The sequence below is a fragment of the Methanobrevibacter sp. genome, assembly GCF_045603845.1.
Taxonomy (GTDB): Archaea; Methanobacteriota; Methanobacteria; order Methanobacteriales; family Methanobacteriaceae; genus Methanocatella.
Genome location: NZ_JAZUMY010000056.1, coordinates 1 through 24,317, shown reverse-complemented (window position 1 = coordinate 24,317; position 24,317 = coordinate 1). Strand labels below are relative to the sequence as shown.

Genomic DNA, 24,317 nt, shown 5'->3' with positions numbered 1-24,317 from the left:
TATTTTAAAAATATTATAAATATGTGGATTATTTAGTTAATAATTCATATTTTAGATTGTTGTTTTTATATTTCAGTATTTTTAATTTAGTTTCATTTTTTTCAATCTGCAGTAAAGTAATACTTTTTCTGAAAAATTATTATTATATGTAATAACTATTTATATATCGTTATTACTACAAACATTGCTTTGTATTTGGTTAATGATTGTTAACAAATACGCGATATATACAAATGGGAGGCTAAAATATTAAAAAACAATTTATTTTACTCGTGACATTTGTCATGTTAGTAATGTGTGTAATGACTGGTGTTTCTGCACAGGATGGCGATATTACAGATTCATCTTCAGATATATTGTTAGTTTCAGAAAATACTGATTTATCTCAAGTTGATATTTCTGTAGCTTATGAATATGCTGATGATGCTAGTAAAATAACACCTACATTCAACATTGTGAATAGTTCTATCATTTCTCAGGATTATGATAGTTCATCTAAATTATATAATGTTAAAATTAATTCCACTGAGATTTCCAGTAAACTTAATATTTCTATTTCCGCTCCAGGTTATATGACCCAATATAAACTTGTTGATGCGAATAATAATTCTGTAGTAAATGTTGATTTATTAGCAACAGACAGCTATAAATTAGGTTATGATATTACTGCTAAAGCAGATTCATTGCTTGATTTTAAAAATGCTGATGAAGTTTTAGCAATTACTACTGCTGGTGTACCTAAATTAAATGGTAAAACCAGTGAACTGGCTATTGATGGAATCCTTAACTATGCTACCGAATATATTTCTTATGGTAGGGGCAACATATTGATGTTACGTCAAACAGCAGTTGATCCTATTGATTTTTGCTTCGTTGTTAAAAAAGGCAATGAACTTAACGCTGCAATATTCTTAAATGGTAATAAGAATGAGGTATATCTCGGTACAATCTCAGAAAACATGACTACTTCACAATGGAATGCATTGTATAAAGCTGTAGGCGGTGAAAATGCATTTTCATTTGCTAGTTTAGCTAACGGCTGGTATGATGGTGTAACTTTTGATGTTTTACAGGAAGCGGCATTTCATGGACATATCTGTGAAGGAACTCTTGGCGGTTATACAATAACTAAAGCATTGCTTCAATATTATCCTCCAATAAAAGAAAGCGGTAATGGTAAACAGTCTCCGGGCGATATTACTTCCTATAAAGTTTTAGGTATTCCTGGTGATTCTTCTAACGATGCTGTTATCTTTTTCTTAGATGCAACTTCTGGAAAAACTTCTTATGTAGGGTTTAATACTACTTCAACAGGCGCAACTGAAAAAATGATTGGATTTGTCCGTTGGAATAGTAAGGAAAACAAAGGTACAATAATTGTAATGGAATATGATTCAGATTCAAACAAAGCATTGTTTGAAAAAGAAACTGGAATTACTGGTGACGGTAGTTTAGAGCAATTAAAATATAACACCTGGTGGATTAATAGAATTTACAATAATCCTGCTAGTTTAGTCAAAATTTTAATTGAGAAAGAAGGCTTAAACAAAGAACAGTATTTATACTTAGTCGGAATCGAAGACGATGATGAAGATGGTGAAGGTCATGTTATCAATGCAACTAACTCACATGGTCTGGACTATGCTTATATTCAAAGCCTAGATTTGCCTAATGCTACCCGTGACAATGTCATCGCCAATAAAGGTTCATTAACTTATGATGACTTCAAAGCTATTGGTCAACGAGCTGCAAGTACTGCAAAATCAATTTATGAAAATGAATTGGGAGTAAAAATACGTAAAGATATGCCTAATTTAATGGTTTTAACTTCAGCAGGATATGTAATGATTAATGAACAGTCAACTGAAGCATGTTGGGACGGTTTATTTGAAGAGTTAGGATCAAGATTATCCAGAAAAACATTATTGCCTGATCATAAAGCTATTTGGACACCATTATGGTTTAATTTCTTATTAAAACAGGATGACGGTTCATTAATGAGTATTTATATGAGATACAATGAAGACGGAACATTCTTTATAGGTGAGTATAATGGAAGTCAAGTTTACAATATTAACATAACTACTTTGAATAATTCAGCTATTTCAGGTGGCATCAGTGCAAACGCATACCCTGATGGTAATTATTTCAGTATTCAAAGTATTTCCAATGCATGGTCTGCAGGACCTGCATTTGATCAGATCATGTCATTCTTGTTCCACAATCACGCATGTCCGGGTGTACAGCCAGGATTTTTCATGGTTGACTATATTCAAGAAAATTTCCCATTAAACGAAAACCAATCTTATATCTATATTGCTAATGAACAGTATTGTAAAGATGATAGTCTTGAATATATCTTAGATGTATCTCCAGGTCTTGGAAATTATCTTGTTCAGAAATTAACAAGTGATGAATATAAAGGCGCTGATGATTTGGATGAAGAAGGTATCTTAATAATTTGGGATTCAGCCAATAACATTGGTCAAGCTGTTGCTATTTCTTACCAATGGCCAAGTCCTGATTTAAGTGCATACGCTACTTCAGAATCAAAAAGAGCTGCTCAAATCCAAGCATTCATTGACTTATATAATGGTAGGGATAATCCAATTTTAACGGAAAACTATCACAAAGTAGCTCATTCAGATAGTAGATGGATTACTCAAGAACAATTGCAAACTATCACTTCCGGCGGTGAAGGCAGCAGCCTTAAATATTTAAGAAGTTTGGATGATGTAAGCAAAGAAGATTTATTGAAATCAATTAAGGATAAGGAAAATAGTAACGCAGAATCTAATAATACTAATACTAATACAAATTCCAATACTAATACGGATTCTAATACTAATACAAATTCCAATTCTAATTCTAATAATCCTACTGGTGTAAGTAATACACCTCGCAGTTATTCAAGTGTAGGATCATCATCTAACAGGCCAGCAAGTACATCTTCCGATATAAATACTAATTCAGACGACTCTGAAAGTGAATCTCCATCTGATGATTCTGGTAAAGATTCAAAATCTTATGAAATTTCTAAAAAACCAGTTTCAAAATCAGGTTCTGATAATAACTTGATTTATGCAGTTGTAGGAGTTTTAATCATTGGTGTTTTATTTGGTGTTGGATATATGAAACGTAAAGACTAATTTAAAAGATTATTTTCATAATCTTTTTTTTATTTTTTTTTAGGAATGATAATATGAAATATAAGTATTTGGCTATAATGATTTCGATTTTATTTTTATTATCTAGTTTGGGGATGGTTTTTGCCCATCCGGGTCATGGAACTGAATATGTTGAAGAGGTTTCTTCATCATCCGATAGTGCCCCATCAGCTCCTGTTTCTCAAAGTTCTGATTCCAGCAGTAGCTCTTCAAGCGATTCAGCTTCTCATTCATCTGGTTCTGAAAGTAGTTCATCATCTCACTCAAGTTCTTCATCATCTGAATCAGGGGTTAAATCAAGCGGGACTGGTGAAATTCAATCAACTGATGATGCTAATGAAAGTTTAAACAACACTTCAGAAGTAAACTCTTCAAATGTTGATGTTAAAGATAATTCAGATTTATTTAGTTTAACTAACGTCATTATTCTTATCGTTGTTTTTATTATCGGATTTGCCGCCACAGTTTTAATATTTAAATTATTTAAGTAGATTTTTTCTACTCTCTTTTTTTTAACAATTACATTTATATATTAATATCTATTTATATTAACTTAGACTAATTTTTATAGGTTATTATCATGGCAAATAAGTTGATTAGGGGCAGTTTAATAATTTTTGCAGGAAACATAATTTTCCGTATCGGCGGTTACGTTTACCGTTTTCTGATGGCTATGCTTCTAGGACCTACCATGTATGGTGTTTTAGGACTTACTTTGCCATTCCAAGGCATATTCCAAACTTTAGCTGCAGGAGGACTTCCGCCGGCCATTGCAAAATATGTTGCTGAATATAATGCAGTCAATGAATCGGACATGGCTCGTCAGACCATCTACACAGCTTTAAAGATCATGGTATTTCTGGGAATATTTTTCGGCGTTCTGATGGTTTTTGTTGTTGCTCCGTGGCTGGCTTACGGTTATCTGGGAAAGCCTATTGCATTGGTTCCTTTGCAGATTGTTGGCCTTATCACTCCGTTCAGTGTGATTGTCGGAGCATTCCGGGGAGCGTTTCAGGGCGTTTATAAGATGGAGTATATTCTCTATACCCGTGCCATTGAACAGCTTGGTATGATATTGTTTGCGACTGCATTCGTTTTAATCGGTCTTTCAACTGTCGGAGCTTTATGGGGTACTGTTTTAGGTTATTCAATGGCCGCTGTTGCCGCTGTTTATATTTTCAAGTTTCACATGGCTAAATATATTCCGGAAGCCACTCCGGGTTTTGTTTTTTCAAGAAAGGATGAATTAAGACTTGCAGGAACATTAGTTAAATTCTCAATTCCTGTTATTATCACAGCTATTGCCGAAATGCTTATCTATAATATCTGTACTATTGTAATGGGTAAATTTTTGACTTTGGATGCTGTGGGATTTTTTGCAGCTGCTGATCCTATTGCACGTTTGCCTTTAATGATTTCAATTTCTGTAGCTACGACAATTTTGCCGGCTTCTTCAGAAGCATTTAAAGTAAAGGACATTTCTGCATTGCAGAGATATGTGAATGAGTCATACAAATATTCACTGCTCTTTGTCGTGCCTATGTGTGTGGGACTTGCCTTGTTTGCAGCACCTACATTGAGAGTTCTCTATTTTGCCAAACCTGAATATGTTGCAGGTGCTTCTGCACTGGCTATTTTAGCTATTGGTATGACTTTCTATTCAATATTTTCAATTTCAACCAGTATTGTTCAGGGTATAGGCAATCCTCGTATTCCAATGTATATTCTGATTTTTGGAGCTGTTGTCACAGGAATATTGTGCTGGATTTTAGTTCCGTTCATGGGAATTGCCGGAGGAGCTCTCGGTACTACAATAGGATGTTTTGTGATGATGGTGCCTGTGATTTATTTTGTATTCAAGTTGACTAAGGCCAAGGCTCAAAAGTTATCTGTAATAAAAATCATTGCTGCATCTCTTATCATGGGTGTTTTTGCTTTGATTATTCCAAAAACTACATTATGGCTATTCCCTGGCATTATAGCATGTATTGTTGTTTATTTCTTTGCATTAATTTTAGTCAGGTTTTTCACAAAGGAAGATATAGCATCATTAAGGGAATTGTCTTCCAAATTCGGCCCCGTTTCTGTTATTGCAAATAAACTTCTTAATTTTGTTGAAAAATTGGAGTTTAGAAATAAATAATAATAGTAAACCTTATTTTATATAAAAATCATAAATAAACATGTTATATATCTTTGGAGGATTATAATATGACTGATGTAAAAGCAGGTGTTGAATATAAGATTAATGTAGATGGTAATTCTTTTCTACTAGATAATAAGAAATACCAACTATTGGAGTCTATTTTGGACACTGGTTCCTTAACGGAATCTGCTAAAATAGTTAAAATATCTTATAGGACTGCACTGAACTATATTGATAAAATAGAATCCACTCTTCAAGTAAAAATTGTGAGTACTTCTAAAGGTGGTAAAGGTGGTGGTGGGGGCACTACTTTGACCGAGGAAGGTTATTCCATTTTAAAAGAGTGTAAAAAAATTAATGCAATTATGGAGCTTCACAAGGATGTTAATGAGATTGAAGCCGAAGTTTTAGCAATCGATGAATCAAAAGGGGTAATGACTGTTAAAATGACGAGCTTTGAAGTTAACATTCCTTTAAATAAAAACTATGTAGTGGGCGACAAGGTTTTGGCGTTAATCAGTTATGATAACATCTTTTTAATGCTTGAACCTCAAAAATCAAGTATCCGTAATATAATTAAGGGTACTATTGTCGAAATGAGACTAAATAATGAGATTATCCGTGTCAATGTGGATGTTGGGGGAGTAAATGTCTATTCAGACATTACTGTATCTGCAGAGAAGGAATTGAATCTCACTATTGGTAAGGAAATATACATAGGATTTAAGGCAATGTCTGTGGCTACCTTAAAATTGTAGTTAATTAGGTGAGTTCATGTTACAAATTGAGATTGATGAATCCAAATGTATTGCCTGCGGTAAATGTTATGAGATTTGTCCAAAAGCAGATAAAATTTGGAAGATTTCTAACGTTGCACATATATTGGATTTAAGATATTGTCATGTTTGTACACTATGTGCAATGAAATGTCCTACAGACTGTATTAAAATCATACGTGATGGTCCTAAGGACTGAATAATTAAAGCTAGAATTAATAATTTGGAAGGTAATTGTGATGAGTCGAATAGCTGACGTTGAAAGGAAAACATCTGAAACAGATATAAAAATTAAAATGAATCTGGATGGTGAAGGAAAGTATGATATTTCCACAGGAGTAAATTTCTTCAATCATATGTTGGAGGCTTTTTCAAAACACAGCATGATTGATTTGGAGATAACCGCTTCAGGAGATATTGAGATTGATGATCACCATACCATTGAAGATGTTGGAATTTTACTGGGGGAAGCCTTTAGTCAGGCCATCGGAGATAAAGTAGGCATCAGAAGGATGGCTCATGCAATCGTTCCGATGGATGAATCTCTAGCAACAGTTGCCATAGACATAAGCGGACGTAGCTATTGTAACATGAACTTAAACTTTAAAAATGAAAAGATTGGTGACATGACGGCCGATATTGTTGTTCATTTCTTTGAATCCTTTGCTTCTTCAGCAAAACTAAATATCTATGGGGAAGTAAAAGGAGTAAACGATCACCACAAGTGTGAAGCTGTTTTCAAGGCATTTGCGAAAGCCATGAAGGATGCCGTAAAAGTTGAGCACAATCAGGTACCGTCAACAAAAGGCGTTTTATAAGCTATTTCAATAATAGCTTTCTTATTTTTTTGGTTAATTTCAGGTTTTAAAAAAAGTTAAAAAAATAAGTAGAAGTAATCTACTTATTCTGGTTTAGAGATTAAATCGGTTTTACGACCAGGGTTTCCTTCTTTCATGTGAGGAGTTCTTAAGACTGTGTCGTTTGATTTTTCTAATTCTCTTGCTTCTTGTGCTAATTTAGCAGCAGCAGCAGCGATTTCGTGTGCAGCAGCAACTAAAGGAATGAAGTTTTCGAATCCTTTGGTCATGAAACAACCTTTCATGTCTAAGTTTGCGACAGATCCAGCCATTTCGTATGCAGCGATTGCTTTTGCTTTTGCGTATGGGTTAGCAAATTCAGCAGCTTCAACAGCTTTTTCAGCAGTAATAATGAGTTTAGGTAATTCGATTTCTTCTCCAGCGTCAGCAGCAGCGATTACACCGTCAATGGTTTTTTGTACTAATCTTAATGCACCGGTTTCTGCTAATACTTTTAAGATATCAGCGTTGAAAATAGCCATTTCAGTTGGGTCTAACCATTCTCTTTTAGCACCGATCATTGGGTCAGACATAACGATAATGTAACCTAAGCCTTGTTCATCCATTTCATCTTTCTTACCTTTACCTGGTGCGTCACCAATGATGATTGCAGGTAAGTCTTTTTCAGATAAGAGTTCTCTTGCTTTAGCAGGACCAGGTGCTCCTGGGTTTGGAGAAATGAATATTGCGAAATCAGGTTCAAATGCGTCTATTTTAGGGACAACATCTTCTACTTGTTCTGGGTTCATTTTTGCTCCAGATCCAAATACTCTAACATCTATATTTGGTCTGTCTGCTCTTTCGTCTAACAATAAATCGATAACTGGTGAAGTACCAATGTTACCACTTTTTATAATAGCAATTTTAACTACCATATTAAAAATCTCCTATATTTGTAATATTAAATATGGTAAGAAAATTATTTAAATCTTATTATTTAATTATTCTGTTCAATTAATAAAAAATATTTATAAAAATTATTCAATTGTATAAAAAATCATTATTATTCTATTAAAATGTTTAAAAAATATGAAAATGTTTGTACATTATTTAATTGAAATTTCTTAGAAAAAATATTAAAATTAATAAAAAATAGCAGTGGTTCCGACGAGATTCGAACTCGTGATCCCCTCCTTGTAAGGGAGGTATCATACCACTAGACCACGGAACCAACAAATTATATTATGAAGTTAATGTTATTTAAGTGTTTCGTAGGATAATTATAAATAAAAAAAATTCAATATATTTAATTAGAAAAAAAGATGTGATAATTATGGCTTGGGATGATAGCGCAAGTAAAGTATGGATGGATGGAGAACTCGTAGACTGGAAAGATGCAACAATTCACTCACTTTCCCACGTAGTTCACTATGGAACAAGTGTTTTTGAAGGTATACGTGCATACAGCAATGAAAACGGTGTAGCAGTATTTCGTTTAAAAGAACATGTAAGAAGATTGTTTGACTCTGCAAAAATATACAATATTCCAATTCCTTACACTGAAGAGGAAATAGCAGAAGCAATTAAAGAAACCGTAAGGGAAAACGGACTCGAATCATGTTATATTCGTCCTATTGTATTTAGAGGATATGGTGAATTAGGTGTAAACCCATTGAACTGTCCTGTTAATGTAGTCATTGCTGCCTGGGACTGGGGATCATACCTTGGAGAGGAAGGAATGGAAAACGGTGTAGATATCGGTGTTTCATCATGGAGAAAACCTGCTCCCGACACTTTTCCTGCTTTAGCAAAATGCGGTGCTAATTACATGAACTCTCAATTGGCTAAAATAGAAGCTATTGAACATGGTTATGATGAAGCTATCATGCTTGATTACATGGGCTATGTTTCAGAAGGTAGTGGAGAAAACATCTTTTTAGTTGAAGACGGCGTTTTACATACTCCATCATTAGGATCTTCCAACTTAAGAGGAATTACAAGAGATTCCATCATGAAAGTTGCCCGTGATTTAGGTTATGAAGTAATTGAAGAAAGAATCGTTCGTGAAAGATTATACCTGGCTGATGAGGTATTCTTCACAGGAACTGCAGCTGAAGTTACTCCAATCAGATCAATCGACCATAAAACTATTGGAATCGGAAAAAGAGGTCCAATAGCTGAGAAAATACAATCCACATTCTTTGATATTGTTGAAGCAAAAGTTGAAGATAAATACGGCTGGTTAGATTATATCTAAGGTGTGTAAAATGGATATCATTCAGGGGATTATTATCGGCATAGTTCAGGGTTTGACTGAATTCTTGCCTGTAAGTAGTTCCGCACACTTAATTTTTATCCAAAATCTGCTGGGTGTTGAAAGCTCACTTGCTTTCGATACTTTCCTTCATTTGGGAAGCTTGCTGGCAGTTCTGATATTCTTCCGTGCAGACATTTATAAAATGCTGCGCGCATGGTGGCTAAGCCTTGGAGACATCATGCAGAATAGATTTAAGGAAGGATTTTATTCAGACCCATATAAAAGGCTTGCATGGTATGTTATTCTGGCAACCATTCCTGTTGGAATTGTAGGAGTTCTTTTTGAAAGCCAGGTCGATGCTCTTTTTGCAGGCGCATTGTATGTTCCGGGATTTTTCCTGTTTGTAACAGGTACAATATTGTATCTGTCTCAGAGAATGGCATCAGGCCAGATTGACATGTCCCATATGGGCTGGTTACAGTCACTGTTCATGGGACTTGGTCAGGCATGCGCAATAATGCCGGGTTTATCCCGTTCAGGAACTACCATTGCAGCAGGTCTTGTAATAGGTCTTGACAAGGAATTTGCCGCCAAATTCAGTTTCATTTTATCAATTCCCGCTATTTTAGGTGCGTTCTTATTGCAGTTAAAGGATATCGGATTGTCTATGAGTGGAGATGGTGCTGCCATAATTTTGGGTTTTGTTGCAGCATTTGTTTCAGGTTACTTAGCTATTAAATGGCTGCTTGACTTGATTCAAAATAAAAGTTTGGACATTTTCGCCTATTACTGCTGGATAGTTGGAATTGTGGTGTTCATGGGTTCAATTGCCCATATATTCTAAAAAAAGTTTGATGTAGTTAATGTTAACTACATGTTCTTTCTATTTTTTTTCTTAATTTTTCTACAGGCACTCCTCGAGCCAGTGCAGTAAACATTGCCCCTCCGGCTCCTGCGCCTTCTTTAACAAAGCCGTCAAGATAATTTTTCAAACCTTCGTGTGTTGATTTTTCAAACTGAGGGTCAACGGAATGAAGGGTAATGTCTTCATCAATCTGCTTTAAAAGTCCGAGCAGGTCTGCAGTTTCATCACCTACAACAAAAACTGTTGTTGCAAGGTTTATGTTGTTAAAATCAAAACTTGGTTTAATGGATTTTATAATGGCACACACAGCGGCCATCTGTGTTCCTCCGGCCAATATAATTGGAATCTGTTCATCTACTCCCATAACCATTCCGGCAACTCCGGCCAATATAGGATCTCCTACAGCACCAATTGCCTGAAGACCATCAATATTGTCTGTTTCAGGATTCAGTCCTGCATTTTTCAATCCTTCATCCACTATTTTTGTTTTCATGTCGTGGGGATTGTGAGGCATGCTTCCGCTCACTTTTTCATTGGCATCATATCCGAGAGCTCTTAAAACCCCGAGTGCGGTTGTTGTTCCTGCAGCAATGCTTTCTCCAATAATCAGCATAGGATGTCTTCTTGCAAGCTCGGCTCCTAATTCACGGGCGTTTTCATAGATTTCCAATGGGTTTAAAACACCTTTTCCTGTTCTTATGTCTCTACCGTATTCATTACCAAATCTCATGCATTCTATATTTGGTTTTATTTTACAGCCAGCATCAGCAATTATAAATGGGATGTCTGCTATTTCTAGAGAGGCTTTTGTAAGCATTGCAGGTGTTGGTGCAGCTGCTTTTCCAACTACTGTTTGGGGAATTTCTTCCATACATTCAACATGGCCCAAAGTCATTAACTCAGCATCAGCTGCAGGTGTATATTCCGTTAATTCTGCTGATGCTCCTGCTCCGGATAAACCCGGAATCAGTGATGTTTCAGTAGTTCCAAGGGTACAGATAAAAACCGGATCAATAACTTCAGCTAAATAATTCATTAATTCTTCAGATCCATATGTTGTAATTCCTTCAATCATAATTTTTCCTCTATTTTCGTCAATAATTCGATAACTTTTTTATTTTGATTAATAATCTTCTGATTCTGTAAAAATATTCTGTTCAGATAGTCTGCGGTCGTTTTTTCAGGTTTTCTGTTGAATGTCTTGCCGTCCCTTGCCCTTGGAGGTATGCTGTCAAGTATTTCGTTTCTTGTCGGCGCTTCCTTAGGTCTTGCAGGAATCATTCCTTTGCTTTTTGGAGCATCGTCTGCAACCTCTTCAATATAGTTGTGGGAAACTTTCTTTTTACCTCTTTCTTCTAAAAGCTCCATTAAACGAGCATCAACTGCAGCTTCACCTTTAAGCATTTCCTGTTCCACTTCATGGTACAGTCTCTTTTGGATATTGTACGCATCATAAATAGGGATGCCTCTTTTCTGGGTTTCCTCTTTAAAAGCATCATTAATGTGAATATCCCCTGTTAACTTGTTAACTCTTTTTTCCTCAATAGTGTTAGTGTTATAAAATCCCATGTTAATCACTTTGTTTCTGATTAATTAAATATTATATGCAATGAGTTATAAAAAATTAATTTGGTTGATAAAGTTGATATCTTTAGGAATTGAAGGAACTGCAGAAAAGACTGGTGTAGGTATTGTTGACAGCGAAGGTAACATTCTGGCAATGGAAGGCTGCCAGCTCTATCCCGAAAAGGGTGGAATTCACCCGAGAATAGCCGCTGAGCATCATGCCGAATGGATTCCAAAACTTATACCTCAGGCTATTGAAAGTGCGGGAATTGACTACTCAGACATTGATTTGATTTCATTTTCCCAGGGTCCCGGCCTTGGTCCTGCATTGAGAATCGTAGCAACTTCCGCAAGGTCTCTTGCTTTATCATTGAAAAAACCTATAATTGGAGTTAACCATTGTATAGGGCATGTTGAAGTCGGAAAACTCGACACCGGTGCAGTTAATCCGGTTTCATTATATGTAAGTGGCGGAAACAGTCAGGTAATAGCTTATGAAAGCGGCCGCTACAGGATTTTCGGTGAAACGTTAGATATTGCCATCGGAAACTGTCTTGATCAGTTTGGCCGTGAAACAGGATTGGGCCATCCAGGCGGTCCGGTAATTGAAAAGCTGGCTAAAAAGGGAAGCTATATTGATTTGCCTTATGTCGTCAAGGGAATGGACTTTTCATTTTCAGGGCTTTTGTCAGCGGCTTTAAGGCAGCATCAGAAAGGTGCGGATATTGAGGATGTCTGCTTTTCACTTCAGGAAACAGCTTTTGCAATGCTTGTTGAAGTAACCGAGCGTGCACTTTCACATACCCAAAAGGATGAAGTGATGCTGTGCGGTGGGGTTTCTGCAAATTCCAGATTGCGAGAAATGCTCAGGACAATGTCAGAAGAGCACGGCGCCAAATTCTACATGCCTGAAATGAAATTATGCGGAGACAATGGAGTCATGATTGCATGGCTTGGATTATTAATGTGCAAAGAGTTCGGTCCGATGGAAATGGCAGATACAGGAATTATCCAGAGATTCAGGACTGATGAAGTCGACATTCCCTGGATTGACAATACCAAAAGCTATCTGAAACTGTCCGATGATTTGATTGCAAAAGGTGCCGAATCCAATATTATAAAAAGCTCTTATATGGGTGATGATGCAGTAATAAAGGCAAGAATTCCTAAAAACTATAGAATTTCCGAAATTGACAATAAAATCAGGAAATCCCGATGCAAGCTTGAAGTTAAACTATTGTCAGATGCCAAAAGGGCGGGTGTCAGGACTCCTATATTGTATGATGTCGATTTGGATGAAAAGTCAATACTGATGGAAGCAATTGACGGAGTAATGCTTAAGGATGTCATTGATGATGATTTGGCATATAAAACCGGTTTGGAAATAGCCAAATTGCACTCAGCAGACATCATTCATGGAGACATCACCTCATCAAATATCATGCTTCGTGACGGTGAACTGGTATTCATAGATTTCGGATTGGGCAGATATTCCGATTTGGCCGAAGACAAGGCCGTAGACTTGCTGGTCTTGAAGAAATCTCTTCAAAGCATTGACTATGAAAAGGCGGTAAGCTATTTTGACAGTGTTTTAATGGGTTATAACAGTCCTAAAATCATTGATAAAATTTCCGACATTGAACATCGGGGTCGCTACACTCACTAATTTTTAGTCATACCTAAATATTTAAATATTCTCCCATGAAAATATATTATCAGATATAATACTTTTGGGGATTATGTCTAGAAAATGATTTTTTTTAAATTTATGCATGGGAGGTGTAAGTATCAAGAATACTCGAATATTGATGCTATTGATGATTCTTACCATCGCTATGATTACTTTAGGCTCTGCATCGGCAAACGATGTGGATACTAATGAAACCCTATCAATGGCGGAAATTGACACTATTGATATTTCACAAGAAAATATTAAGATAAATGAAAATGATATTGTAACTGATACGCCCGTAGGTGTGTCTTTAGATGACGATGATGTTTTAAGTGCAACATATGTTTATGTTAGGGATAAAAATAATCCTGATTTGACCAGTGAAACTATTTCTGTAGGAGGCTCAATCAATTTTGAAGCTATGACTACATTTACAACATATACTTATATTGATTTTGGGGATGGTTCTAAATCCAGTTCGGAAAGAACTTATCAAAATTCGTGGGTAGATTTTGGTTCACATACATATGCAAGTGTTGGTACCTATCAAGTTATAGCATATGATAATTATAATGATCCTAGTGATGTTTTTACGGTAATTGTTGTTGATGCTTCTCCATATACATTAGCTATTTATGATGAAAATAATCCTGATGAAACTACTATTAAATATAATGGCGAAAATAGCGTAACCTTAAATCTTCACTCAACTTTCACTTCAACTGAGCAAAGTGCTTCTCAGTTGCAGTCTTTGGTCGGTTCTAGCAGGCCGGTGATTTATGTTGATGGCGTTGCAAAAGGAAATGGAAACTTGGGTTATGATGGAATAACTTCAACTGCTGATTCAATTACTCTAACAAAAGGCCAACATACGATTTATTATGTATTGCCTGCTGGTGGAGACATTGAAAATGATATCAAATCCAATGAATTAACAATTTATGTTAATTTGGGTGATTATTATTTAAGAATTTATGAAGAAGATGGTCCTGATAACACCACTTTTTATTATGATGCTATTTACAACTTTAATCTTTATAATAAACTGTATAATACATTAGGATTGTCCGGCAGTGAAGTCAAAAGTTCTCTTTACCAATCTGGGGACGGTTATTACAATCCTGTAACTTATTATGTAAATGGCAATCAGATTTCAGACTCCAGAACAGGTTATGGATACAGGCCTGCAGTGTGGGTCGATGGAACCAGTGAAGCAAGTTCCTACTCTAGTTATCCTAATTACATTCAATGGAGACCTGATTCAACAGGTGTTTATGAAATTTACGCTGAATATTCAGCCACTTCTGCATTAGGAACTTTAAGAAGTGATACCATTACAATTTATGTCGGTGTTGAACCTCCTGCTCAAGATGAAGATACTTCTCTAACTTTATCCGCCAGTTCAAAAATCAACACTACTGAAAGCATAACAATCACTCCTACAGTACTTGACAGCCAAAATAATCCTGTTACTGCAGGAACTATCACATACGCTGAAGGAGGTAATGTTTTAGCTACAAAATCGTATGATGAAGGATGGGCATTAACAATTGCCTCATCAACTGCCGGTGAGCATGTTATCAATGCGGTTTTCACAGCTGACGGTTATGTTTCAACTGATAACAGTGCAACTTATATTGCATTAACTCCTACAAGTGTTGATTTGACCTTAAACATGACTGATGTCGGTGCGGGAGAGGCTATTTCAATCACTCCAACTGTTTCTGACGGCAGTGTAACAAGCGGTAATGTATACATTTATGATGAAAATGATAATAATATAGGCAGCGCCGCTCCGGGTGTTGCTTTTGAATATACGATTCCAGAATCTACTTCAATTGGTTCATATTCATTTTATGCTGTTTATCAGGAAGATTTAACAGGATATCATGCTTCAAGCAGATCCGTCAATAAAGATTACAAAGTTAAAGGATATGTAACCATCAATATAGATTTGGATGGGGAAGATGAGGTTACTGTAGGCACATCCAATGCAGGAAGCATTGTTTTCACCGTAAACGGTGACGTTGCTGTTGAGGTTAAAGTCAGCCAGGACCATATCGGTGACCAGATTTATGATTTGGGAGATTATACAATTGATGTGGCAAACGGTGTTGATACGGGTGCATTTAATTTTGCAAGTGATTTGGGTATTAGCCATATTTATGCTGAGTTTTCAGGCAATGACCAATACTTCGCTTCAAGAAGTAACAATGTAACTTTAAATGTATTGCAAAGCGTAACTCCAACAGTAAGTGTAGATTTAAATGCTACCAACTTAATTGTAGGGGATTATGTTTTAATCACTCCGACAGTAACTTATAATAATGAAAATGTAAACGTGGGAACAATTACTCTTTATAGACGTTATAATTATGAAAATCAGGAAACAATTGCTACTATAAATGTTGGTGAAACTGCAACATATCAGATTCCTTCAACTGAAATGGCAAGTGTTTATGCGACATATAATGGAAATGCTCATGATGAAAACTACTATTATAATACTGCTAACGGATTTAAGGAAGTTTCAGTTTTAAATTCAAATTCTATTTCACTAAGTGCTGATACTCCCGTATATGTCGATTCTACTGTTACACTTACCGCCACATTGGCTAATGCATACAAATATTATGAATATATAATTGTACATTTCTATGATGGAGAAACTGATTTGGGTTATGGATCCGTTTATGGTTCAGGTACTCAATCAGACATTGTATTAACTAAGGATGTTACTTTTACTACATTGGGCATCCATAATATTACAGCACGCTATGCTGGTGATTCCAGATATGCTGCATGTAACAGTGCTTTATTTGAAATAAATGTTATTCCATGGGATACCACTATTGCTTTAGATATCTCTCCTGATGATATAATGGTTGATACTGCAATATCCATTTCCCCTAGAGTCACATTCAGTACAGATGGTGTTGTGGATGAAGGTACGGTTTCATATTCATACATCAATGGAACTCCTATAGACACTCTAGATATTGATACTCCATTGACTTTATCTAACCTTGAAGCTGGTCAATATGAAGTTACTGCAAAATATAATGGTGCTGATAAATATAATCCGACAACCATCAATGCAACAATTCCATTCACGGTTAAAAAGTATGATGTCGAATTGTCAATTTCTGTTGAGGATGCTACATATCCTAATGCTCCTGAAGCTGTCATTACAACAAATGTGGCCGGAGACTATGTTGTCTATATCAATGGTAAGAAATATGATTTGACATTTGCTGAAGAGGAATTGTCCGGTTCTAAAACAGTTACTGGTGAGGTTACTGCAGCCGGAACAGGTTATTCTGCAAACGTAAGTATTTCAGCTTCAAATAGATATAATACCGCCAATGACTCAGATTCATTCAATGTAAATAAGGGAACCAATAATGCAGCTCTTGTCATCGCTTCTGAGACCACTTTGCCTAATCAGGTAAATATTGCAGTAAATAATGCTGTTGCAGGCGATTATGTTGTTTCATTCAATGATTCAGCTATTGCAGACGTTACTTTGACTGTTGGTGATAGTGGCAGTGCTTCTGAAGACGTATATATTCCTGCAGGTTCTTATAAGGCTACATTAACCTGGACTAATTCAAATTACAGTGATGTAAGCCAGAATATTGATTTCACTGTTGTCAAAGGAACAGCAACCGTATCCGCTTCAGCTAATGAAACACTGCCTGTTACTTATGGTGAAAAAATAGCTGTAAAAGGAACAAGTGACGTCAGCGGAACCGTTAAAGTATATGAAGGCGAAAATGAGATAGCTAGTGGAAATGCAAATGAATGGATTGAACTTCCATCATTGTCTGCTACTACACACACTCTTAGACTGGAATTGATAAATGATGATTATGAAACCGCAAGCGATACTATTGAAATTGCAGTAAACACTGCTGAAATAGGTTTGTCAATCGAAGTTCAAAACAAGGTTTATCCGAATGAGGTAACCGGTACAGTACGTGCCAATGTGCCTGGAACATACACTGTAAAATTGGATGGAGAAACCAAAACAACCGTTGTTATTGATGAAACCGGTTTCAAAGCATTTACTTTTGGAGTTTTAGATGTTAAAGACAATTATAATGCAAGCGTAAGCATTGATGCTATTGGAAACTACTCAAGCGCTTATAATTCAACTTTATTCGATGTTACAATCGACGGTACTACTTTAACAATCGATTCAAGCTCTAATGATGTTGAATATGGATCACCAATTTCATTTACTCATGAAATTACTCCGGCAACCGCTACAGGTACAATTCAATTCTATTATGCTTCAAACAACACAAATATTGGAAATCCGATTAATGTTGGTGAAACTTTAGAAAATGTCATTTTGCCTGCAGGTACACATCAGATTGCAGCCAAATATACTGCTGCTGATGACAATTATGCTGATGCGACTTCAGATCCTATTGTGGTAACAATTAATGCTTTATCCAATCCGGTAGAGTTTGATGTTGCTCAAAATACCGTTTATGATAATGAGGTTCAATTCGCAATTACTAATGCAATTGAAGGTACATATTCCATTAAATTCAATGTTTCATCCATTCCGGACTTGACTTTAACAGTTAATTCCGGTGAAACTTCAGCATCCGATAGTGTTCTAATTCCTGCCGGTGATTATAAAGCTGCTTTAACATGGAAAGCTGACAATTATAATGATGTAAACATAGAAAAAACCTTCACAGTATCAAAAGGAACAAATACAGTCACTATCACATCTGCTGGTGCTGATTATCCTGATGAGGTAACTATTAATGTTGATGCTGTTTTAGCTGGTGATTATGTCGTTGTTTTAAATGATACTGCAAATACTCAGGTCACTGTCAATGTTGGTTCTTCAGGTAGCGGTTCCAAGTCTGTTAAGTTGGCTGCTGGTTCTTATAGTGCTACTACTGTGTCCAATCCTGATGGTGATAATTATGATTTGAGTGTGTCTGATGCTACATTTACTGTAAATAAAGGCACTAATAACGCTGAATTAATTATTGATTCTGAGACTGTTTTACCTGGTAAAGTGACTATTGCTGTTAATAATGCTGTTGCTGGTGATTATGTTGTTTCATTTAATGATTCAGTTATTGCAGACGTTACTTTGACTGTTGGTGATAGCGGCAGTGCTTCTAGTGATGTGGCTATTCCTGCTGGTTCTTATAAGGCTACTTTGACTTGGACTAATGCTAATTATAGTGATGTCAGCCAGGATGTTGATTTTAAAGTTTTAAAAGATGTAAATACAGTCACTATCACATCTGTTGGTGCTGATTATCCTGATGAGGTAACTATTAATGTGGTTGCCGATTTGGATGGTGATTATGTTGTTGTTTTAAATGACGCCGCTAATACTGAAGTTATTGTTCCTGTTAGCTCTGGCAGTGGTTCCAAGTCTGTTAAGTTGGCTGCTGGTTCTTATAGTGCTACTACTGTGTCTAATCCTGATGGTGATAATTATGATTTGAGTGTGACTGATGCTACATTTGCTGTAAATAAAGGTGTTAATAATGCTGAGTTGGTTATTGCCTCTGAAACTACTCTTCCTAGTAAAGTAACTATTGCTGTTAATAATGCTGTTGCTGGTGATTATGTTGTTTCATTCAATGATTCTTCTCTAGATAGTGTTACTTTGACTGTTGGTGACAGTGGCAGTGCTTCTAGTGATGTGGCTATTCCTGCTGGTTCTTATAAGGCTACTTTGACTTGGACTAATGCTAATTATAGTGATGTTAGCCAGGATGTTGATTTTAATGTTGTAAAAGATGTAAATGCTGTCACTATTTCTTCTAGTGGTGCTGATTATCCTGATGAGGTAACTATTAATGTTGATGCTGTTTTAGCTGGTGATTATGTTGTTGTTTTAAATGATACTGCAAATACTCAGGTCACTGTCAATGTTGGTTCTTCAGGTAGCGGTTCCAAGTCTGTTAAGTTGGCTGCTGGTTCTTATAGTGCTACTAGTGTGTCTAATCCTGATGGTGATAATTATGATTTGAGTGTGATTGATGCTACATTTACTGTAAATAAAGGTACTAACAATGCTGATTTGGTAATTGCTTCTGAAACTACTTTACCTAATAAAGTAACTATTTCAATATCAGATGCAGTTGCAGGCGATTATGCTGTTCGTCTAAACGACACGGCAAACACTGAAGTTACTTTAACTGTAGGTGATTCAGGATCTGCTTCTAAATCTGTTGATCTTCCTGCCGGTTCCTATAAGGCTACTTTGTCATGGAGTAATGCTAATTACTCAGATGTGAATAAAGAAGCTAACTTTAATGTGTTGGAAGAACAGGTACTGGTAGTCATTTGGGACAATCAACATTCTCAAGGACAAGATAAAATCAGCTGTGATGAAGAATACGAAATCTCAAGCATTTATTATACTATAGATACTTCAATTTACAATAATTTTGCAACAATGGCAATTTATGTTGATGGTGAACTATATTATGGCCCTACTTACGGAAGTGGACAGTCATATTATCTCTATTTATATAGTAGCGATAAGATTAGATTCAATGAACCTGGATTACATAATATAACATTGCGTTATTCATCTGATAAAAAGTATTGGAGTAATGTTTTGATTTATGAAGTTTCTGCAGCTGAAAAATATGAAACAAACTTGACTGTTTCAGATTACGATACTGGTGCAACTGGTGTTGTCAATAAATTTATTGGCAATTTAAGTATTTTAATTAACTTATCCTCAGTGGAATTGGGCGATACTATTTCAAATTACTTTGAAACAAATTCCACAGGCGGTATTGAAGATTATGTAACCTTATATCAGATTACTTCAAGTGGATCTCATGAATTGGGAACATTGAAGTTAAATGAAAATGGTCTTGCAAACGCCATAATTCCTGTTTCATCTGAAGGATGGTATAACTTTACTGTTTCATATGGCGGAAATTCAAAAGGATTGCAATCCAGTGACAGTAATGTAATTTCTTATTACGTAACTGAAGAAGAAACAATTCTTGATATTATTAAAGTTGTAATGCAAAGTGCTGATTATCCTAACAATGCAACCGGTACTGTTTATGCAAGTGAAAATGGAATTTACATTGTAAATATCAATAATAAGGACTATGAAGTAAATGTGACAGACGGCAGCAAAGACTTCACTGTTGATGTTTTAGATGCTGATACTTATGATGTTACTGTAACTTCCAGAGATTATCCTAACAATAGCAATTCCACTACTTTAACAGTTAATAAAGGTAGTGCTACAGTTACTGTTTCTGTGGATGATGTTACTTATCCTGGTGAAGCAATTATTATTGTTGAATCCGTTATTGACGATACTTACACTGTAATGGTCAATACAACTCCAGTGACTGTTGAAGTCAAAGACGGCCGTGGTAATAAGACAATCAAGTTAGATGCTGGTTCATATGATGCTAAAGTCTCATATGTTAATGATAACTATGATTTAACTATTAACAATGATACTTTTGCTGTTAATCAGGGCGAGATTACTTTAAGAGTTGAAATTCCTAGTGTTAATCCTTCTGTTAACGTGACAGGTACTGTTTATGCTAGTATAGACGGATCTTACAATGTCACTATTGGTGATAATGATCCTATTTCTGTTACAGTTAATGGCGGTTCAGGTGCTTTCGATGCTGGTAAATTGGCAATCGGTAAATATGATGTCACTGTTGAATTTGCAGGTAATACCAATTATAAAGCTAACTCTAACATTACAGACTTTAATGTTAGTCTTGATGTGACTGAGTTCAGTATTGAGGCTTCTCCTAGTGTTATTAATTATACTGAAAGTGCTGAGATTGTTTACAGTCTTCCTGATGGAGTAACTGGTACCATTGAATTTGCTTACAGTAATGGAACTAAGATTAAGACAATCAATGTTGGTGAAAATTTAGTTTTAGATGCTTTGGATGCTGATACATACACTATTGTTGCTAAGTATTCAGGTAATTCACCGGACGCTACTGCTCAGACTACTTTAACAGTTAATCCTATTAAAAAATCTGCTAAGGTTAGTGTGGATGATGTCACTTACCCTGGTGAAGTGACCGTAATTGTTGAAGCTGATGTAGATGGTATTTACACTATAGATATTAATGGAAGCGAAGTTTCAGTAAATGTGATTGGCGGTAAAGGAAACAATACAGTCAAATTGTCTGTTGCAGATTATGAAACGAAAACTTCATTTGGTGATAGCAATTATGATGTCTCTGTAAGCGAAGCTGAATTCAGTGTCAACAAAGGCGTTAACAATGCTGATTTGGTAATTGCTTCTGAAACTACTTTGCCTGATAAAGTGACTATTTCAGTTGTAGATGCTCTTCCTGGAACTTACACTGTTTCATTCAATGATTCATCCGTCTCATCAATCACTTTAACTGTTGGTGATGATGGCAGTGCTTCTGCGGATGTTGCTGTTCCTGCTGGTTCATATAAGGCTGCATTATCATGGACTAATGCTAATTACTCTGATGTAAGTAAAGATGCAGTATTTGCTGTCATTGACAATTCTGTTGTCTCTGATGTGATTACAATAAGGGATTATTACTATCCAAGCCAGTCAACTATCTTATTTGATGATGAAGGCGTTGCTACTATTCAATATAAATTGGATGTGGTAAATGTAAATGGTTTAATCACTATTTATTGCAATGACGTTGCAATGTGGAATACTTCTACTATTACTGATGGTAGTCAGTACACTACTATTGGCGGTCAGTTTAAATTGACTCCTGGTACCTGGAGGTTCTATGCAAAATACACTTCTGAAGGTTTCCCACCATTTGCTCCGGCATATGATGAAACAAGTAATACTTTAACTTATGTTGTTTCCGGTGAGCCTATTGTTGCTCATGAGACTGATTTGAGTATTTATGAGAATGTTACTGAAAGAACTGGTATTATTGAAACAACTCCTGGAAACCTGACTGTTATTGTTAAATTGTCATCTGATGATTTGGATGATATTTCTGAATATCTGACTTATGATTCTGAGGGTAATGTGCTTGATTCCATTACTGCTACTTTAATCTATCCTGACGGATCAAAAGCATCCGGTTCCTCTCCATTGAATTCAAATGGAATGTCTTATATTGTAATTCCTGCAACTGTTGAAGGATGGTATAATGTATCCGTAAGTTACAATGGAAACATTAAAGGTTTACAGGCAAGTGAAAGCAATGTTATTTCATTCCACGTAACTGAAAAAGTCGTTGTTTTAGATGAAATCAAAGTTGTAATTGATGATGCTGCTTACCCTAATGCTGCAAACGGTACTGTTTATGCAAGTGAAGATGGTATTTACATAGTAACTGTCAATAGGGATTACACAGTTTCAGTATCCAATGGTACAGGCGTATTCACTTTGGATATTTTGGATGTCGGTAATTACGATGCTACTGTAGTTTCCAAATCATATCCGAATAATTCAAACACAACAGCCTTTGAAATAACTCAGGGCGTATTGGATGATTTACGTATTGAAATACAGGATACTAATCCGTCAATTAATGTGACAGGTATTGTATATGCAAGTGTCGATGGATCATACAATGTCACTATTGGTGATAATGCTCCTATTACCGTTGCAGTTAATGGCGGTTCAGGTGCTTTCGATGCAGGTAAATTGGCAATCGGCAAATATAATGCAACTGTTGAATTTGCTGGTAATAGCAATTATAAGGCTGATTCAAATACCACTTCATTTGAAGTTAGTCTTGATGTGACTGAGTTCAGTATTGAGGCTTCTCCTAGTGTTATTAATTACACTCAAAGTGCTGAGATTGTTTACAGTCTTCCTGAAGGAGTAACGGGTACTATTGAATTTGCTTATGGTAATGGAACTATAATCAAGACCATTAATGTGGGTGAAAAGTTAGTTTTAGACAATCTAGATGCTGATACTTACACAATCATTGCTAAGTATTCAGGTAATTCACCGGACGCTACTGCTCAGACTACTTTAACAGTCAACCCAGTTAAAAAATCTGCTAAGGTTACTGTGGATGATGTTACCTATCCTGAAAGCGTAACAGTAATTGTTGAAGCTGATGTAGATGGTGTTTACACAGTAGATGTTAATGGAAATAACGTTTCAGTAAATGTAATTGGCGGTAAAGGAAACAGTACTATTACATTACCTGCAGGTGATTATAAAACAAAAACCACATTTGATAATGCAAATTATGATTTAACTGTTAGTGAAGATGAATTTAGTGTATCTCCTGAGGTTTCATCTGCTATAATAAAAATCAGAGATAGAAACTATCCGAATAATACTACTATTTACTTAAAAACAGGTGAATTAGCGGTAATTGAGTACATATTAAACGATAATTCATCATATAGTTACTTCAGTAAACTTGAATTGTATATGAATGGAATATCTACAGGAAAATCAATTTCAATGACTGATGTTGTGCAAGGAAGTTATTCTTACTTCATAGATTTCACTTCAACTGAAGCAAACACTTATACAGTAAATCTTATTCATTCATATGAAATGATGTCTTCAGACAACCATACAAGTAATACCATAACTTATGTATTCGCTAAATCTGATGAGAATATTACCGAAAACGAGTCTTATGCTACTGAACTCTCATTAGTTGATGTCTATAATTCCGGCAGTGTCATTCGTTTGAATGTCGGTGATAATATCAGTATTGCTGCTGTTTTATCCAGCGGTGCTTTAGGCGACTCTATCGGTAGTTTTGTTGCATCTGATGAGACTATCAGTTTGTTTGCTTATAATGAGGATACCGGTAAATTTGATATTTTGATGGGTAAATTACCTGTTAATTATCTGTCTACCGAATCCAGAAAAGGGTTAACTGCTAAGATTTCCGAATCCGGCTGGTTTAATTTCACTGCCGTTTATGAAGGTAATTCTAAGTTGAATGGATCTACCAGTAATGTTTTAGCTTATTACTTTGCTGATAACAATCAATCCGATGAGAATATTACTGATGAGAATTTATCTGATTCCTCTATCAGTATTGAGGTTAGTCCGGTTAGTGTTGTTGTTGGTGATAATGTAACTGTTGAT

General features: G+C 35.7%; 13 protein-coding genes and 1 tRNA gene. 10 read left to right on the top strand and 4 right to left on the bottom strand.

What is annotated here, in order from left to right:
• The first annotated feature begins 284 nt into the window (after positions 1-284).
• The 6 genes from ACKI2W_RS04830 to hisB all read left to right on the top strand — a co-directional run bounded on the left by ACKI2W_RS04830 (position 285) and on the right by hisB (position 6,907).
• Positions 285-3,149 (top strand): FmdE family protein, encoded by a 2,865-nt coding sequence (locus ACKI2W_RS04830; protein WP_407379785.1) that lies wholly within the window; start codon positions 285-287, stop codon positions 3,147-3,149.
• Between the two features lie 53 nt (positions 3,150-3,202).
• A complete protein-coding gene (locus ACKI2W_RS04825) occupies positions 3,203-3,658 on the top strand; it encodes a hypothetical protein (RefSeq protein ID WP_407379787.1) in 456 nt (151 codons plus the stop codon).
• An 89-nt stretch (positions 3,659-3,747) separates the two neighbouring features.
• Positions 3,748-5,310, top strand: coding sequence for an oligosaccharide flippase family protein (locus ACKI2W_RS04820; RefSeq protein WP_407379783.1), 1,563 nt, complete (start codon positions 3,748-3,750; stop codon positions 5,308-5,310).
• Between the two features lie 68 nt (positions 5,311-5,378).
• A complete protein-coding gene (locus tag ACKI2W_RS04815; protein WP_407379781.1) occupies positions 5,379-6,071 on the top strand; it encodes a TOBE domain-containing protein in 693 nt (230 codons plus the stop codon).
• 16 nt (positions 6,072-6,087) lie between these two features.
• Positions 6,088-6,288: a 4Fe-4S binding protein gene (locus ACKI2W_RS04810; RefSeq protein WP_407379779.1), complete on the top strand. Its 201-nt coding sequence runs from the start codon at positions 6,088-6,090 to the stop codon at positions 6,286-6,288.
• A gap of 40 nt (positions 6,289-6,328) precedes the next feature.
• Positions 6,329-6,907 carry an imidazoleglycerol-phosphate dehydratase HisB gene (hisB, locus tag ACKI2W_RS04805; protein WP_407379777.1) on the top strand — a complete coding sequence of 193 codons (579 nt, stop codon included), beginning with the start codon at positions 6,329-6,331 and terminating at the stop codon, positions 6,905-6,907.
• Between the two features lie 83 nt (positions 6,908-6,990).
• Here the strand turns inward: hisB and ACKI2W_RS04800 are convergent, their stop codons facing one another.
• Together ACKI2W_RS04800 and ACKI2W_RS04795 are read right to left on the bottom strand one after the other, a co-directional pair.
• Positions 6,991-7,821 (bottom strand): F420-dependent methylenetetrahydromethanopterin dehydrogenase, encoded by an 831-nt coding sequence (locus ACKI2W_RS04800; RefSeq protein ID WP_058738263.1) that lies wholly within the window; start codon positions 7,819-7,821, stop codon positions 6,991-6,993.
• Between the two features lie 224 nt (positions 7,822-8,045).
• Positions 8,046-8,117, bottom strand: a tRNA-Val gene (locus ACKI2W_RS04795).
• Between the two features lie 102 nt (positions 8,118-8,219).
• Between ACKI2W_RS04795 and ilvE the strand changes: the two genes are divergently transcribed.
• Both ilvE and uppP read left to right on the top strand, forming a co-directional pair.
• Entirely contained in the window at positions 8,220-9,143 is a 924-nt protein-coding gene (gene ilvE, locus ACKI2W_RS04790) for a branched-chain-amino-acid transaminase (RefSeq protein ID WP_407379774.1), read from the top strand.
• Positions 9,144-9,153: 10 nt separating this feature from the next.
• A complete protein-coding gene (gene uppP, locus ACKI2W_RS04785) occupies positions 9,154-9,987 on the top strand; it encodes an undecaprenyl-diphosphatase UppP (RefSeq protein ID WP_407379772.1) in 834 nt (277 codons plus the stop codon).
• Positions 9,988-10,009: 22 nt separating this feature from the next.
• On the opposite strand, the gene cobT is transcribed toward uppP, so the two are convergent.
• Both cobT and ACKI2W_RS04775 read right to left on the bottom strand, forming a co-directional pair.
• Positions 10,010-11,083, bottom strand: a complete 1,074-nt coding sequence (cobT, locus tag ACKI2W_RS04780; protein ID WP_407379770.1) for a nicotinate mononucleotide-dependent phosphoribosyltransferase CobT — start codon at positions 11,081-11,083, stop codon at positions 10,010-10,012.
• Positions 11,080-11,577 (bottom strand): hypothetical protein, encoded by a 498-nt coding sequence (locus ACKI2W_RS04775; protein WP_407379769.1) that lies wholly within the window; start codon positions 11,575-11,577, stop codon positions 11,080-11,082. The genes cobT and ACKI2W_RS04775 overlap by 4 nt, the downstream gene beginning before the upstream one ends.
• Positions 11,578-11,641: 64 nt before the next feature.
• Here ACKI2W_RS04775 and ACKI2W_RS04770 point away from each other — a divergent pair, with 64 nt between their 5' ends.
• Together ACKI2W_RS04770 and ACKI2W_RS04765 are read left to right on the top strand one after the other, a co-directional pair.
• Entirely contained in the window at positions 11,642-13,240 is a 1,599-nt protein-coding gene (locus tag ACKI2W_RS04770; RefSeq protein WP_407379767.1) for a bifunctional N(6)-L-threonylcarbamoyladenine synthase/serine/threonine protein kinase, read from the top strand.
• 151 nt (positions 13,241-13,391) lie between these two features.
• On the top strand, positions 13,392-24,317 hold a 10,926-nt coding region (locus ACKI2W_RS04765), incomplete at its 3' end, for a beta strand repeat-containing protein (RefSeq protein WP_407379765.1).